General features: G+C 68.6%; 14 protein-coding genes and 1 pseudogene. 9 read left to right on the plus strand and 6 right to left on the minus strand.

What is annotated here, in order from left to right; translation table 11 throughout:
• Window positions 1-180: 180 nt before the first annotated feature.
• Window positions 181-270, minus strand: a pseudogene (locus tag AC3A6Y_RS00515) (ESPR domain-containing protein); the annotation flags it as partial.
• A 308-nt stretch (window positions 271-578) separates the two neighbouring features.
• Between AC3A6Y_RS00515 and AC3A6Y_RS00520 the strand changes: the two are divergent.
• Complete coding sequence (locus AC3A6Y_RS00520; RefSeq protein ID WP_487866280.1) at window positions 579-1367, plus strand: response regulator transcription factor; 789 nt, start codon at window positions 579-581, stop codon at window positions 1365-1367.
• A gap of 100 nt (window positions 1368-1467) precedes the next feature.
• Window positions 1468-3234, plus strand: a complete 1767-nt coding sequence (locus tag AC3A6Y_RS00525; RefSeq protein WP_487866281.1) for a FecR family protein — start codon at window positions 1468-1470, stop codon at window positions 3232-3234.
• A 66-nt stretch (window positions 3235-3300) separates the two neighbouring features.
• Here AC3A6Y_RS00525 and AC3A6Y_RS00530 read toward each other — a convergent pair whose 3' ends face one another.
• A complete protein-coding gene (locus tag AC3A6Y_RS00530; protein ID WP_487866282.1) occupies window positions 3301-3981 on the minus strand; it encodes a LuxR C-terminal-related transcriptional regulator in 681 nt (226 codons plus the stop codon).
• A gap of 258 nt (window positions 3982-4239) precedes the next feature.
• Here AC3A6Y_RS00530 and AC3A6Y_RS00535 point away from each other — a divergent pair, with 258 nt between their 5' ends.
• Entirely contained in the window at window positions 4240-5562 is a 1323-nt protein-coding gene (locus tag AC3A6Y_RS00535; protein WP_487866283.1) for a DotU family type IV/VI secretion system protein, read from the plus strand.
• A 20-nt stretch (window positions 5563-5582) separates the two neighbouring features.
• Window positions 5583-6647 carry a type VI secretion system protein gene (locus tag AC3A6Y_RS00540; protein ID WP_487866284.1) on the plus strand — a complete coding sequence of 355 codons (1065 nt, stop codon included), beginning with the start codon at window positions 5583-5585 and terminating at the stop codon, window positions 6645-6647.
• Between the two features lie 14 nt (window positions 6648-6661).
• On the opposite strand, the gene tssJ is transcribed toward AC3A6Y_RS00540, so the two are convergent.
• Window positions 6662-7189, minus strand: a complete 528-nt coding sequence (gene tssJ / locus AC3A6Y_RS00545; protein WP_487866285.1) for a type VI secretion system lipoprotein TssJ — start codon at window positions 7187-7189, stop codon at window positions 6662-6664.
• A gap of 71 nt (window positions 7190-7260) precedes the next feature.
• On the opposite strand from tssJ, the gene tssA reads away from it, so the two are divergent.
• The 4 genes from tssA to AC3A6Y_RS00565 are packed head-to-tail and all read left to right on the plus strand — an operon-like array spanning window position 7261 to window position 10930.
• Window positions 7261-8292 carry a type VI secretion system protein TssA gene (gene tssA / locus AC3A6Y_RS00550; RefSeq protein ID WP_487866286.1) on the plus strand — a complete coding sequence of 344 codons (1032 nt, stop codon included), beginning with the start codon at window positions 7261-7263 and terminating at the stop codon, window positions 8290-8292.
• 47 nt (window positions 8293-8339) lie between these two features.
• Entirely contained in the window at window positions 8340-8858 is a 519-nt protein-coding gene (gene tssB / locus AC3A6Y_RS00555) for a type VI secretion system contractile sheath small subunit (RefSeq protein ID WP_487866287.1), read from the plus strand.
• Between the two features lie 40 nt (window positions 8859-8898).
• A complete protein-coding gene (gene tssC / locus AC3A6Y_RS00560) occupies window positions 8899-10398 on the plus strand; it encodes a type VI secretion system contractile sheath large subunit (RefSeq protein ID WP_487866288.1) in 1500 nt (499 codons plus the stop codon).
• 46 nt (window positions 10399-10444) lie between these two features.
• Window positions 10445-10930 (plus strand): Hcp family type VI secretion system effector, encoded by a 486-nt coding sequence (locus AC3A6Y_RS00565; RefSeq protein WP_487866289.1) that lies wholly within the window; start codon window positions 10445-10447, stop codon window positions 10928-10930.
• 202 nt (window positions 10931-11132) lie between these two features.
• Here the strand turns inward: AC3A6Y_RS00565 and AC3A6Y_RS00570 are convergent, their stop codons facing one another.
• Window positions 11133-11918, minus strand: a complete 786-nt coding sequence (locus tag AC3A6Y_RS00570; protein WP_487866290.1) for a PP2C family protein-serine/threonine phosphatase — start codon at window positions 11916-11918, stop codon at window positions 11133-11135.
• A 32-nt stretch (window positions 11919-11950) separates the two neighbouring features.
• Entirely contained in the window at window positions 11951-13564 is a 1614-nt protein-coding gene (tagH, locus tag AC3A6Y_RS00575) for a type VI secretion system-associated FHA domain protein TagH (RefSeq protein WP_487866291.1), read from the minus strand.
• A 66-nt stretch (window positions 13565-13630) separates the two neighbouring features.
• On the opposite strand from tagH, the gene AC3A6Y_RS00580 reads away from it, so the two are divergent.
• Window positions 13631-14230 carry a hypothetical protein gene (locus AC3A6Y_RS00580; protein ID WP_487866292.1) on the plus strand — a complete coding sequence of 200 codons (600 nt, stop codon included), beginning with the start codon at window positions 13631-13633 and terminating at the stop codon, window positions 14228-14230.
• A 20-nt stretch (window positions 14231-14250) separates the two neighbouring features.
• Here the strand turns inward: AC3A6Y_RS00580 and AC3A6Y_RS00585 are convergent, their stop codons facing one another.
• Complete coding sequence (locus tag AC3A6Y_RS00585) at window positions 14251-14646, minus strand: DUF4150 domain-containing protein (RefSeq protein WP_309958976.1); 396 nt, start codon at window positions 14644-14646, stop codon at window positions 14251-14253.

Raw genomic sequence — 14646 nt, forward strand, 5'->3', positions numbered from 1 at the left:
GGTCGAGGAGAAGCTAACCATCCGCGAACTCGAAGTGCTGAAATGGACTGCCGACGGCAAGACATCGAGCGAAATAGGGCAAATATCCCACCTTCTGCCGCAGGTGCGAACACCCGCACCGCCCAACACCAGCACCATGGCGGCAGCAGCCACCACCGTCCCAGACCGACTCCGCTTCCCCCTCGCCTTGGTAATCTCCGAGGCCGCGACCCAGGCACCGAGGGCTTCGTTCCACACGGTGCGGTATGACTTATTCATGCTGCTTGACATCCTTTTTGTAGCAATGAGCGGAAGGGCTTGAAAACCCTTCGCTGATGCGGGCAGCGCGCCTCATTGCCACTGCATGCGTGCCCGTCCAGTCGAAAGGCGTGGATGATGCCGAGCGATGTCATTACGGTGCGTTTGGCGTCACAATTTGCCAGATTGGCCCTTCCGAAAGCCAAGGCCGGAGCGCCCCAGGATGCGCCGCGAGGGAGGCGAGGTTTGGCATGCAGCGCGCAACAATTAACGAGATTTGCGCCGAAAAAAAGGGGAAGAATCCGGCCCACTTCCTGCTGAGCCACGAGACGAAAGAATCCATGCGTATCGCAGTACTCGACGACGATCCGACCCAATTGGGCTACCTGGTCCACGCGCTGAAGCGGGGGCTCGACACGGGCGAGGAATCCATCACCTGCGTGCCCTTCGACAAGGGCGAGACTCTGCGCAAGTCGCTTCGGCAAGAAACTTTCGACCTGCTGGTGCTCGACTGGAACGTGCCCGACCTCGATGGCGTCGAGCTGCTCCACTGGCTGCGCAGCTTTCAGAAAAGCGACGTGCCGGTGATCATGCTGAGCTCGCGCAGCGCGGAGCGCGACGTGGCCGGCGCCCTCGGCATCGGGGCGGACGACTATGTGGTGAAGCCCTTCCGCACCATGGAGCTGTGCGCCCGCATCCGCCGCCTCCTGACCCGCCAACCCAGCCTGACGGCAGCCGCGGAACAGGAGCGCTTCGGTGCCTGGCGCTTCGACCAGCCGAACCTCTGCGTGCACTTCAAGGCCCCCGACGGCACGCTCACACGAATCCCCCTGACGGACCGGGAGTTCCGCCTGGCGCTGGCGCTGTTCCGCCACCTGGGGCACGCGGTTTCGCGCGCCTACCTGCTCGAGAAGCTGGGCGTGCACGGCGAGGAAATGCCCTCCCGCGCGCTCGACAGCCACATCTACCGGTTGCGCAGCAAACTCGGTCTCCACAGCGCCAGCGGCCTGCGCCTCCAGACGGTCTATGGACGCGGCTATCGGCTGGAGCGTGTCACCAGCGAGCAACGCGAGGCGAGCGCGGCGGAGCGCGACCGATCCAACGACATCGATGACAAAGCCGGCGCGTAGGATGTCTGGACGCTGCTGGCTCATCGCAGCGCTCGCTTGCCTCGCAGGGCAGCCCGTGCCGCACGCACACGCGCAGCCGGCAAAGGCGTTGCCGAATCCCGTGTCGACCTACCTGGTGCAGCCGGGAGACACCCTGTGGGGGTTGGCACGCAAATACATGGAGTCGGCGCATCGCTGGCCCGAGCTTCAACGCGGCAACGCGGTGCCGGTACCCGAGCGCCTGCGTGTTGGACAGCTGCTGAATTTGGGCGGGCCCGCCGCGGTGCTGCATGTCTCGGGCAGCGTATTGCTCCAGCGCGCCGCCAAGCCCGAGCAGCAACTCGCCGCCGGAACAACCCTCGCGCCGGGCGATCTGCTGAGCACCGGTCGCGACAGCTTCCTGACGGTGGGCTTCGCAGATGGGAGCCGTGTGGTGCTGCCCTCGAACAGCTCGGCCCGCCTGGTCGAGGCGCACGGCCGCAGGACGCAGCTGGAACTGCTCAAGGGCCGGGTCGAGTCGTATGTGGAGAAACAGAGGGAGCGTGAGTTCGAGATCCGCACCCACAGCTTCGCGCTGGGCGTAAAGGGCACACATTTTCGCGTGGCGTCCGACGTCGCCGCGCAGGCGCGCGTTTTGCGCGCACTCGCCGCCTACTATCGCGCGCTCGAGAAAAACGAACTCGCCCGGACCCTCATCCACCAGGCCCTGACGCTGCTCGAATCGAACGGCGACGATGCCCTCAAGGCGGCGGTACTGCTGGAGCGCTGCGAGCTGGCGATCGCGGAACGCGAGTTCGAACTCGCGCAAAGCATCGGCCGGCGCGTGCTCGCCATGGCGCAAGGTGGCAGCCATGATCGCCTCACGGCGCAATGCCTGCGGCAGGAGGGCGTCATCGCACACCTGCGCGGCCACGCAGCGCCCGCGCTCGAGAGCTTGCACCGTGCAGCGCAGCTCAGCCGCAAGCCGCTCCCGCAGCATGCAGACCTCGCGCGCACCCTCCACCGGATCGCAATCATCCACCGCGACGCCGGGCGCATGCACGATGCGACGGTGGCCATCGACGAAGCCGTGGAATGCGCGAGGCTGGCCGGCACCCCGGTGCGACATGCGCTCACGCTCGCGTTGCAGCTCATGGTGCACAGCAGCGCGGGCGAGCAGGCGTCCGTGAAAAAGGCGCAGGCCACGCTCGCATCGGCGTCGATGCAGCAGTCCCGCGCAGGCCGATTCCTGTCGCAGCTGACCGACGCCTGGCTGTACTGGCGCTGCGCCCGCATCGGCGAAGCGCTGCAGCGCATGGAGCAGGTGCGCGAGCTCGGACGTGAGGCGCGGCATCTCTGGCTCAGCGTTGCGATCCCCATGAACACGGGGCTCGCCATCGCCGGCGCCCGCTACGAGCTGGCGCGCGAGCTGATCGCCGAAATCGGGGCCAACCGGCGCTTCTACGAAGGCACCTGCCTGTACGGCTTCGCCGAGTTCTTCAGCGCCGCGCTGGCCCATGCGCGCATCGACCGGCAGCAGGCCTGGCGGATGCTCCGCGAAACGTTGGCGGTCTCATCGGTCGGGATCGTTCGCTCCAACGCCTGCCTTGCGGCTGCCTGGCTCGCCTGCGAAGACCGCGCACTTCACGAGGTGCAGGGATGGCTCGACCAAGTGCCCGCGTGGGTGGCCGAACATCCGAACGGCATCATGGCGCTGGCGCGCTATCGTTTCGAGCAAGGGGACTGGGCCGCCGCGGTGGAGCTCCAGGCGCGCTACGTGGAGCACTGGCCGGCCGACGAGGTCACCTTGTTCCAGCGGCATCTCCTGCACGTCTATCGCGAGGCCTTGCGCACGGGCCAGGCCGTCGCGATTCCGCGCTTGCCGCATCTGCTGAGCTTGCGCTTCTGAGACGGCACCCGCCGCTCCCACAGTGCAGTGGCAGCCGCGTAGAAAAAAAGGCAAGAGGCGAGACCCTCAGGCCTCGGTCAGCGACTGCGCCGCGACCACGGCCTCCGTGCGGTTGCGCACGTTGAGCGCGCGGAAGATGGCCGCCAGGTGGATCTTGACGGTGCCCTCGCTGATGCCGAGCGCACGCCCGATCAGCTTGTTGGGCTTGCCTTGCGACAGCAGTTGCAGCACCTCGACCTGACGCTCGGTGAGCACCGTGCGCAGGTGATCGAGGGTTTGCGCCGTGGCCACGGAAGACGCACGCTGCGCGGCCTCTCCGGCACCGGGCGGCACGCCGGCCACCACGCCCGGCGGCACCGCGGACAGCAGCATCGGCGGCACGTAGACGCCGCCCGCCAGCACCAGGCGCACCGCCGACAGCATGACCTCGGGCGAGTAGGCCTTGGGAATGAAACCCAGCACGCCGCGCTCCAGCGCACTGCGCATGATGGCCGGGTCCTCGTAGCCCGACAGCACGATCACCGGAACGGCCGGATGACGGCGCCGGATCTCGTCCACATGGGCCTGGCCCTCGGCACCGGGCATGTTGAGATCGATCACGGCCAAATCGATGTCGTCGGAGGCGCCGGCGAGCAGTTCGTCGACGCTCATCGCCAGAACGAACTCGATGCCCGGCTCGATCTCCGACAGCTTGGCCTTGACCGCCTCGATGACGAGCCTGTGGTCATCGGCGATCAGGATTTTCATAAGGCAGGCCTTAAAAGATTAAGCGTGGTACACGCAGTCAACTCGACAAGTAACACGAAAGATAAAACGGATCGCCAAACACGGCAAGGCTCGCCGGCTCCACGAACGACATAGTCCCCAAGCGGTATGGCCGCCCCCCAAGGGCGTTGAAAGAATGAATCCAAGATCCACCGCTTCAACAGGGACATCGGCATGTGCCATCGAGACAGGCGCAAACCCAAGGCTCCCGTCGCCACCGAAGAATAGCGCGAGCGCTTCATGGCTCGCTTGTTCGACTGCTTCAGCACGCTGTTCACCTTCGGCCTCGAGCTCGATGCCGCCATCGCGGCCGGCCGGGCCGCTCCCGCGCCCGAAGCCGCCCAGCAACGCGCGCTCCAGCTGCTCGAACAGGCCCGTGATGCAGCCCGGGCGGCAGGCATCTCGGCGGCACACATCGAATCGGCCTCCTTCGCGGTCGTCGCCTGGCTCGACGAGGTGATCGCGCGCCACCCGGCAAGACCTGCCGGCGCAACGCCGCTGCAGGTGCGGCTCTTCAATTCCAACAACGCGCACAGCGAGTTCTTCCATCACCTGTCGGCCCTGCAGCCCGACGACGGCGAGGTGCGCGAGATCTACTGGCACGCGCTGGCCCACGGCTTCAAGGGCCAGTATTACTTCGAGCGCGGCGACGACGGCGAGCTCGGCAAGCTCAAGGAGCTGCACGGGCGGCAGCTGCCCGTGCGCCCGCTGGCGCTCGATGCGCTGGCCGAGGAGCGCATCACGCCGCAGCCCTACGGCATGGCCGATCCGCCGGGCCCGCGCGTGCCGGAGCGGCGCGAGCGCGCCCTGCTGCGCACCGCCGGCGCGCTGGCACTGCTCATTCCGCTGGCCTACCTGCTGTGGTCCATGCTGGGCGCGCGCGCGCCCTCGCCCACTCTGGCCCAGCGCGTCGAGCAGCGGCTGCAGGCTTTCGCTTGCGCAGACCTGGCGGTCGCAGCGAGCGATGACGGCACGGCACGCGTCAGCGGCTTCGTCCCGACCGCGGAGGACATGGCCCGCGTCGAGCGCGAGGTGCGCGCCATGCCGGGCGTGGAAGCGGCGAACTTCGCGCTGCAGCTGCGCATCTGGCCCCATTGCGAGGTGGTCGCCATTCTCAAGCCCTACCAGGCGCGCAACCAGGAGAAGCGGCAGCCACTGAAGATCGCCGTGCTCACCGCGCGCGAGGGCCGGCTGCGCGAAGGCGACACGGTGGTGGTTCGCGTCACCAATGCGGACCACGAAGGCTACCTGCGGGTCGACTACTACACGGCCGACGGCGCCGTCATGCACCTGCATGCGAACCGCGGCTCGCCGCCCATGCGCCCGGGCGAGGCCCTCGAGCTCGGCCGGGACATTCCCTCGAGCTGGCTGGCGAGCCCGCCCTTCGGCACGGTGCTGATCACCGCCCTCTCGTCGACCACGCCGCTGGCCGATGGCGCCGACACCCCGCCTTTCGAGCTGGCCTCGGCCTACCTGCAGCGCCTGCGCGAATCGCTGGCCACCGGCGAGGCGGCGGGCCGGCCGATCGCCGACTTCGTGTTCCTCGAAACCGTCTCGCGCTGAGCCGCGTGCGCCGGAACCGCATGAACGTGCTTTACCCACCGCCCGCTCACTACGGCGCCTTGCTGGCACTGTGCCTCGCCGGTCTGCTCGCGTTGTGGTGGTTCATGCTGGGCTCGCGCTATTTCGCGCGGCGGCGCCTGCTGCGCCGGCGCATCGAGGCGCTGGCCACGTCTTCGGAGCACGCGGAGCAAGCGCAGCCCGCCCCCCGCGCCGCGGTCGCGCGTGCGCGCGAGCGGCTGCTCCGCTCGCCCTCGCTGCGCGCCCTGCATCAGCCGCTCTACGACCTGCCCTGGCTGCTGTTCCTCGGCGACGAGGACGCCGGCGTGCCTGCGCTGATGGCCGCGGCGGCGCGCGACGGCGTGGAAGAAGCCGAGGGTGAGGACTTCTGGCAGTGGCGTTTTCTGCCATCGATGGTCGCCATCGAGGCCCGCCCTGCCGCGGTGCGCGAGCCCGCCACGCCGTACGAGCGCAGCCTCTGGTACCAGGCGCTGCTGGCGCTGGCCGATCAGCGCGAGCGCCTCCCGCTCAACGGCATCGTGGTCTGCGTGAGCGCGGCCCGTTTGCTGGGCGGTGCGCAGGAGCTCGCGGCCGATGCGGCCCGCCTGCGCCGGCGCGTCGACGAGGCGGCGGAGCTCTTGCGGCTGCAGTTGCCGGTCTACCTGCTCGTGACCGGCCTGGAGCGGCTCGCGGGCTACGAGGTGCTGCGCGAGGCCCTGCCTCCTGCGGCGCGGGCCCAGGCTCTGGGCCACCGCCTGCGCTACACCTCGGCCGCCCCGGCCCGCCCCGATGCCTTTTTCGAACCCCTGGCGCTGCGGCTGCATGCCCTGCGCATGGGCCTGCTGCGCAAACAGCCGGAGCCGGCGCGCCGCCTGGCGATCCATGCCTTCGTCGAGCAGCTGCGCGCCCTGCAGCCGGGACTGCGCGCCTTCGCGCAGCAACTTTTCGAATCCGCGCGCGGCGGCCATGTGCTCGCGCGCTGGCGTGGCCTCTATCTCGTGGCCGCCCCCGAGGACACCGACCAGTCCGCATTCGTCGCCGACCTGTTCCAGCGTTTTCTGCCAACCGACCAGCCGCTGGCCCGATGATCGATCGGGCAGCGCTACCGGGTTTCGATGCGAATTTGACGCGCGCCGAAGGTGGTCGTCAGCACCAATGCCTTGCCGGGCTCGACCACCTTCACCTCGCGCCAGCGCGCGCGATCCAGGTCCCGGTAGGCCGCCATCACGCCGATGGCCTTGATGTCGGCGGCCAGCGTCATCTCGAGCTTCTTGCTGTCGCCGGGGCGCAGCAGCATCTCCTCGCGTTGCACCATCTCCGCGCCCAACGTGGCCTGGTCCTTCTCGAAGAGCGAGAAGAAATCGGCCGATTCGAAGGCCCCGCTGGTCTTGAGCGCATAGACGCGCACGGTGAGCGGCGAGGCCCGGCCGCGCGCATCGGGATTGGCATCGGCGCCGGCCACCAGCGTCATCGCCACCGGCGTGGTGATCGGCTTGGGCGGCGGCGGCGGGCTCGAACACCCGGCGGCCCCGACGAGCCACAACAGGATGCCGAGCCTGGCCAACCGCTGCCGAGCCCCCGCATTCGAGAGTCGTCCATAGGGCGAACGGCGTGTACCGGGCTCATTCATGCTATTTCCTTCGTTGCATTGACCCGTGCAGGGGCATCTTTGATTATCGACAGTCAATTCGAACAGGCAACATGCTGACACCTGAACTCGTCGATGCACTGCAGGCTCCCGTCAGCGAAGCCTCGCCCTGCGGCGACGATCTGGAGTACGACCCGGCCTTCACCGCGCTGGAAGCGGCTGCGCAGGGCAAGCCCGAGCAGCAGTTCGGCGACACCGTCATCCCCGCCGTCGAGCCGGAGTGGCGCGCCGTGGCCCAGCAGGCCCAGGCTTTGCTGGGACGCACCAAGGACGCCCGGGCCGCCGTGCTGCTGCTGCGCGCATGCACGCGCACGCAGGGCGTCACCGGCTTCGCCATGGGCCTGCGTCTGCTCACGGCCCTGCTCGACCGCTACTGGGAAGGCATACATCCAAAGCTGGATGCCGACGACGACCACGACCCCACCATGCGCCTCAATGCGCTGGCCCCGCTGACCGACGAAGGCATGGTGCTGCGCGACCTGTATGACGCCGGCATCGGCACGGCGCGCGGCATCGGCACGATCCGCGTGCGCGACATCGCGATCGCGCACAACGCCCTGGCGGCGAGCGGCGCCGAGCCCGGCTACACCGCGGCGCAGGTCCAGGGCGGACTCGAGAGCATTCATGCCGAGGCGCCCGAGCTGTTGCAGACGCTGATGGAAGCGCCCGCGCTGGTCGCGAAGCTGCAGTCGCTGATCGTGGAACGCACAGGCCGCGCCGATTCCATCGACCTGTCGCCGCTGCGCTCCATCGCCAACGTCCTCGGCAAGGCCGCCGGCGCAGTGGCGCCGGCGCCCCAGTCCGACGCGGCCGGCGCCGAAGCAGCCGGCGGCGCGGAACCGGGCGCCACGGGGAGCGCGCGCGCCGCCGCCCCCGGCGAGATCCGCACCCGGCAGGACGCGCTGCAGACCCTCGACCGCGTCATCCAATACCTCCAGCAGACCGAGCCGGGCAATCCCGCGCCGCTGCTGATCGCCCGCGCCAAGAAGCTCATCGGCGTGAGCTTCTTCGAAATCATGGCCGATCTGGCGCCGAATGCGCTGGACACCATCGAGACCGTGACCGGCAAGCAGGTCACTGAATAGGACCTGCTCGCACGGTCCTCCCACCTACCCCCGCAAGGAGCACGTCCATGTCCAAGAGCAGCCAGAAGTTCATCGCCCGCAACCGGGCACCACGCGTCCAGATCGAGTACGACGTGGAGCTGTACGGCGCGGAGAAGAAAGTCCAGCTGCCCTTCGTGATGGGCGTGCTGGCCGACCTCTCGGGCAAGCCGGCCGATCCGCTGGCGCCGGTGGGCGACCGCAAGTTCCTGGAGTTCGACGTCGACAACTTCGACACCCGCATGAAGGCCATGAAGCCGCGCGCCGCCTTCTCGGTGCCCAACACGCTGACCGGCGAGGGCGAGCTCAAGGTCGACATCACCTTCGAGAACATGGACGACTTCTCGCCCGCCGCGGTGGCCCGCAAGGTCGATGCACTGAACAAGCTGCTCGAGGCGCGCAACCAGCTGTCGAATCTGGTGACCTACATGGACGGCAAGGGCGGGGCCGAGGAGCTGCTGGCCAAGGTGCTGGACAACCCGGAGTTGCTCAAGACGCTGGCCGCCAGCAAGAAGCCGGAGGAAGGCGCCGGCAGCCCGGCCGCCTGACGCTCGAACCCACCCCATTCGAACACGAGGAGAAAGCACCATGGCCACCGAAGCACTCGACCAGCAGAGCGCACTGAAGGACGTCGCCTACGAAGGGAGCGATTTCGCGTCGCTGCTGCAGAAGGAATTCAAACCCCGCAGCGATGAAGCCAAGAGCGCGGTCGAAGCCGCCGTGCTCACGCTGGCGCAACAGGCGCTGGCCAACACGCAGGTCATCGGCAAGGACGTGACGAAGTCCATCCAGGCCATGATCGCCGAGATCGACCGCAAGCTCACCGAGCAGGTCAACAAGATCCTGCACAACGAGGAGTTCCAGCAGCTCGAGAGCGCCTGGCGCGGCCTGCACTACATGGTGAACAACACCGAGACCGACGAGCAGCTCAAGATCCGCGTGATGGACATCTCGAAGAAGGAGCTGCACAAGACCCTGAAGAAGTTCAAGGGCGCGGCCTGGGACCAGAGCCCCATGTTCAAGAAGGTCTACGAGCAGGAGTACGGCCAGTTCGGCGGCGAGCCCTTCGGCGCGATCGTCGGCGACTACCACTTCGACCAGAGCCCGCCCGACGTCGAGCTCCTGGGCGAGATGGCCAAGATCGCGGCCTCGGCGCATGCGCCCTTCATCACCGGCGCGAGCTCGAACCTGATGCAGATGGAGTCGTGGCAGGAGCTCGCGAACCCGCGCGACCTGACCAAGATCTTCTCCACGCCCGAGTACGCCGGCTGGCGCAGCCTGCGCGAATCCGACGACTCCAAGTACATCGGCCTGTGCATGCCGCGCTTCCTCGCGCGCACGCCCTACGGCGCCAAGACCAATCCGGTGGAGGAGTTCGACTTCGAGGAAGACGTCTCCGGTGCCGACCACAGCAAGTACAGCTGGGCCAACGCCGCCTATGCGATGGCCACCAACATCAACCGCTCGTACAAGCTCTACGGCTGGGGCTCGCGCATCCGCGGCATCGAGTCCGGCGGCGCCGTGGAGAACCTGCCCCTGCACACCTTCCCGAGCGACGACGGCGGCGTCGATCAGAAGTGCCCGACCGAGATCGCCATCAGCGACCGGCGCGAGGCCGAGCTGTCGAAGGCCGGGCTGCTGTCCCTGATCCACCGCAAGAACTCCGACTTCGCCGCCTTCATCGGCGCCCAGTCGCTGCACAAGCCGGCCGAGTACGACGACCCGGACGCCACCGCCAACGCCAACCTCGCGGCGCGTCTGCCTTACCTTTTCGCCTGCAACCGCTTCGCGCACTACCTGAAGTGCATCGTGCGCGACAAGGTCGGCAGCTTCAAGGAGAAGGCCGACATGGAGCGCTGGCTCAACAAGTGGATCACCAACTACGTCGATGGCGACCCGTCCACCTCCTCGGAGGAAACCAAGGCCCGCAAGCCGCTGGCTGCGGCCGAGGTGGTGGTCGAGGAGGTGGAGGGCAATCCGGGCTACTACAGCTCCAAGTTCTTCCTGCGTCCGCACTACCAGCTCGAAGGACTCACCGTGTCGCTTCGGCTGGTGTCCAGGCTGCCGTCCGCCAAGGGCGGGAAATAAGTCCCCCACCACCACTCATCCACGTCCCAACTGAAAGGCGCACATCATGGCTGTAGACATGTTCATCAAGATCGGTCCCGTCGACGGCGAGTCGGTCGATGCCAAGCACAAGAAAGACATCGACGTCCTGGCCTGGAGCTGGGGTGCCTCGCAAAGCGGCACCACGCATGTCGGCTCCGGCGGCGGCGCCGGCAAGGTGAGCGTCCAGGACCTGTCCTTCACCAAATACGTCGATTCGGCCTCCCACGCGCTGCTGCTCGCCTGCTGCAAGGGCACGCACTACGACAAGGCCGTGCTGGTCGTGCGCAAGGCCGGCGACGACCCGCTGGAGTACATCAAGATCACGATGGAAGACCTGATCGTCACGAGCATCAGCACCGGCGGCAGCGGCGGCGAGGACCGCCTGACCGAGAACGTCACGCTCAACTTCGCCAAGGTGAAGTTCGAGTACGACCCGCAGACGAAGAAGGGCGGCGGCGAAGGGGTGAAGACCGCGGCCTGGAACATCGCCGAAAACGTCGCGTATGGATGACCCACCCCCGTTGCTTGCTCACTTCGTGTAGCCGCCTCCCCCCTCAAGGGGGCAACACCAGCGGCCCGGCCCTTCGCCGGGCTCAGGACAGGCCAAGCCCGGTTCCGCGGTGTTTCCCGAACAGGCCTCGCTACGCTAGCCTCGCAAACTGAGTGAAGGGCGCCGAAGACTGTGCGTCGTCGGCGCTTTCCGCTCCTGACGCTCAGGCTCCACTCAGGCCGCTCTCCGGCATCGGCCGCGTGGTCTCATCATCCGCATGCGCCCACAGGGCCAGGGCCGTGTAGTTGTCCTGCCCCGGCTTGGCCAGCGCCCTGATGTGCGCGTCCAGCTGCTCGACCCAGCGGGTCGGCGTCGGCGAGGCCTGCAGCGTCTCCTGCAGGACATCGTCGCCCAGCGGCTCCCAGACGCCGTCGCTGCACAGCAGCAGCACATCGCCCTCGGCCAGGGGCATGGGCGCCGACACGGTGATCTCCGGCGGCTCCTCCATCGACCCCAGCGCCGACAGCAGCATGTTGCGCTGCGGATGAAGGCGCGCGCCTTCCTCGTCGATCATGCCGCCGGCCACCATCTGCTGCACCAGGCTGTGGTCGGTGGTGCGCGCCAGCAGCGCCCCGTCCCGAAACAGGTAGGCGCGGCTGTCGCCGCTGTGGGCCCAGGCGATCAGGTGCTCGTGCAAGTCGATGGCGGCCAGCACCACGGTCGAGCGCATGTCGGCCAGCTTGCCGCCTTCGGCCTGGCGCGCCACGATGTCGAAGTTGGCGCGCGCGACCAAGCCCCGCAGCAGCTCCGCGTCGAGCCCGGGACAGGCCGCGAAGCCCTCCAGCACGCTGCCGCGGGCGATGGCGGCCGCGACGTCGCCGCCGCCATGGCCGCCCGCGCCGTCGGCCACCAGGCAGGCGACGAAGCGGCCGTCGTTCCATTGCCCGAAGACATCTTCGTTGTAGCGCCGGCTGCCTTGCCTCGACAGGGTGATGATCTCGATTTCCACGGCCCCTCTCCTCTTCTTGCTTCTTTTCCCGATCAACTGCGGCCGGCCTTCAGGCGCGCCATCTGCGCCTCGTAGGCCTCCAGGAAGGCCTTGCCGAACAGGGCGTGGAAATCGTCCTCCGCCTCGCTCGCGATGCCGCCGTAGAGCGCGATGAACTGGTCCCACAGCTTGGCCTTGCGGTTGGCGGCGAACAGGCTGTCGAGCGCCGACCTGGCGGCGATCTTCTTCTCCAGCTCCGCCGGCGCGAAGCGCTCGATGACCTGCGCCAGGGCCGCGCGCATGCCGACCATGACGCCGAACTGGTGCGAGCGCAGGTCGTCGAAAGCATCGCGCATCGCGGCCTCGGCCGGCATGAAGCCGCGCATGCCGGGGCCCAGCAGGTGCGCCAGCGCGACTTCGGCCGTGGGCGAGAACTTGAGCGGGTTGTTGGCCTGCGCCGCGATCATCGTGACTTCGGCGCGCAGCTCGCGCTTGAACTCCTGGCGCGTGAGCAGCAGCTGCAGCGTGCCCTCGGTGGCCGAGCGCAGCAGCACGCCGATGCGTTCCATGAGCTCCGGGGTCAACTGCTGGGGTGCCTGGTGCGTGCTGCCGAGGCCGCGCAGGAACGCAGCCAGCAGCGCATCGGGCGGAGCCTCCGGCGTTGCGGCAGGAGGCGCCGCTCGAGCCGCGGGCGTCGCGGTGGGCGGCGCGGCTTGCGGCACGGGCGACGTGGGCGTGGCCTGGAGCGCCTCGCCGGTCATGTCGTCGAAGCGCGGCGTGACTGGAGGCGGAGGTGCCACCTCGCGCGGCGGCGTGTACGCGAACTGGCCGGCCGGAAGATGGTCGCTGCGCGGCTTCGGCGCCGGCGCCGCCGTGCCTTGCAACGCCGCCAGAGGATCGGCCGCCGAGGCCGTGTTGGGCTGGCGCAGCGGGTCGCCGAGCGGCGAGCTGGCCAGCGGATCGCCGCCGCCGGCACCGCCGATGCCGAACAGCTCGTCGATTCCCGGGCCCTTGGGGGAGGACGACAGGCCGAGGTCCGAGAAGTCGTCCAGCGGCAGCCCGCGCGCGGGCACGGCTGCCGCGCCCGACGGTGCGGGCGCGGCGGGCGCGAGCAGGTCCGCGAAGGGATCGTCCGCCGATCCGGCGGGCGCCCGCCCGGCGCCGAGCGGATCGGGGAAGGGCCCGGCCGGTGCCGGTGCCGTTGCCGGCGCCTGCACCGACGCCGGCGCGCCCGCAGGCGCCGCGGGCCCGAGCCCGGCCAGCAGGTCGGCGAAGGGATCGTCGTCGGTGGGCAGCGCCGCCCGCGCAGGGGCATGTACAGGTGAAGGCGCCGCGGCAGCCGGCGCATGCTGCGAGGACAGCATTTCCACCACGAGCTCGAAGCCGCCGATCACCAGCCGGTCGCCCTGCGACAGCGCGGCCTCGTGGCCCGCACCGAGCGGGTGCCCGTTGCACAACATCGGGTTGCTGCCGCGGTCGACGATGAAGAAGCGGCCATCGCGGCACAGCACCTGCGCATGCACGCGCGAGACGGTGCGGTCCGGGTCGTCGAGCACCAATGCGTTGGTGGGCGCGCGCCCGATGGTCCCGCCATCGGGGCCGAACTGCGCGGCCAGCTTGCGCGGCGCGGGCGCGCCCTGATGGGAAATGACGGCGATGCGGATCACGTAACGGCTCCCTCCGATGTCTTCGAGACTTGAGGATACGGCCTGATCGATCGTCTAATGGCTGCCATGCTTCGATCTCCCGTGTTGAGCTTCAAGGTCCACATCATGATCCTGGCGTCCCTCGCTGCCTACCTTTCCGCCTGCACCGGCCGCGTGCCCGAACAGCCGGGCGACCAGCCCAGTCCCAGGCTGGCGGAACTGATCAACGGCGCGATCGCGCGCGAGATCGCCGGGATGGACCCGGCGCTGCTGCCCGGCCTGCTGCCCCAGGCGGGCGAGCAGGCGCGCCGCTGGCTGCAGGAGATCTCGCAGGTGGTGGCGCGCTGCCGTTACGGACCGGGCAACAACTCCAAGTCGAACCTCCTCGAATACGACATCGTCCTCGCCTCCGGCGAGCAGATCACCGGCGTCTACAGCGGCCAGCGCTGCTATTACCCGGTGGCCAGGCCGCTGGTGATGCGCGTGCAGTTCCAGGGCGGGCAGGTGCGCGAGGTGACCACCGACGGGCGCGAGCGCGAGCGCCCGGTGGACGCGTCGCTGGGCGAGATCCAGCAGTTCGCCGAGCGCGTGCTGCGCGCCGACTGGAAGCGCAGCCCCACGCGCTACTTCCGCGCGGCCAAGAGCAGCGACGAGGTCGCGCGCGAATGGGACGTGCGCAAGCCCTAGTGCGCACACCGGCGTGAAGCTCATGGCGCCAGCAGCAGCAGCAGGGTCTGGCTCGGCACGGTGCGCACGCCCGGGCAGTTGGTGCTGTTCTGCAGCGAGCTGCTGGTCAGCCGCGTCGCCGGCATGCCGTGCAGCAGCACGGTGAACGCACCGGTCAGGTGGCGGCTCGGCCCCATCACCGTTCCCGAGGCCACGCCCAGCAGTACGCCGGCGTTGTCGCCATTGGTCATCGGAATGGTGGTGCCCAGGTTGTGCGCAGGCCCGCCCATCACGAGGATGGTGGGGCAGTTGGGGATGGCCATCGGCCCCATGGCGATGTTGGGGTAAGGAACCGGAATGGGTGAAGGCGCGGCCGGCGTCATGCAGACGTCGGGAAAGCCCATGTCGGTGCCCATGATCTGGCAATTGGCAAACAT

It is taken from the genome of Variovorax sp. Soil_C_17 (genome assembly GCF_057657265.1).

Excerpts from the sequence above, each read along its gene's own strand:
- AC3A6Y_RS00580 (WP_487866292.1), top strand. The coding sequence starts at position 13,631 with ATGCTTCGATCTCCCGTGTTGAGCTTCAAGGTCCACATCATGATCCTG.
- tssA (WP_487866286.1), top strand. The coding sequence starts at position 7,261 with ATGCTGACACCTGAACTCGTCGATGCACTGCAGGCTCCCGTCAGCGAA.
- AC3A6Y_RS00565 (WP_487866289.1), top strand. The coding sequence starts at position 10,445 with ATGGCTGTAGACATGTTCATCAAGATCGGTCCCGTCGACGGCGAGTCG.
- AC3A6Y_RS00535 (WP_487866283.1), top strand. The coding sequence starts at position 4,240 with ATGGCTCGCTTGTTCGACTGCTTCAGCACGCTGTTCACCTTCGGCCTC.
- AC3A6Y_RS00540 (WP_487866284.1), top strand. The coding sequence starts at position 5,583 with ATGAACGTGCTTTACCCACCGCCCGCTCACTACGGCGCCTTGCTGGCA.
- AC3A6Y_RS00520 (WP_487866280.1), top strand. The coding sequence starts at position 579 with ATGCGTATCGCAGTACTCGACGACGATCCGACCCAATTGGGCTACCTG.
- AC3A6Y_RS00585 (WP_309958976.1), bottom strand. The coding sequence starts at position 14,646 with ATGTTTGCCAATTGCCAGATCATGGGCACCGACATGGGCTTTCCCGAC.
- AC3A6Y_RS00530 (WP_487866282.1), bottom strand. The coding sequence starts at position 3,981 with ATGAAAATCCTGATCGCCGATGACCACAGGCTCGTCATCGAGGCGGTC.
- tssC (WP_487866288.1), top strand. The coding sequence starts at position 8,899 with ATGGCCACCGAAGCACTCGACCAGCAGAGCGCACTGAAGGACGTCGCC.
- tssB (WP_487866287.1), top strand. The coding sequence starts at position 8,340 with ATGTCCAAGAGCAGCCAGAAGTTCATCGCCCGCAACCGGGCACCACGC.
- tssJ (WP_487866285.1), bottom strand. The coding sequence starts at position 7,189 with ATGAATGAGCCCGGTACACGCCGTTCGCCCTATGGACGACTCTCGAAT.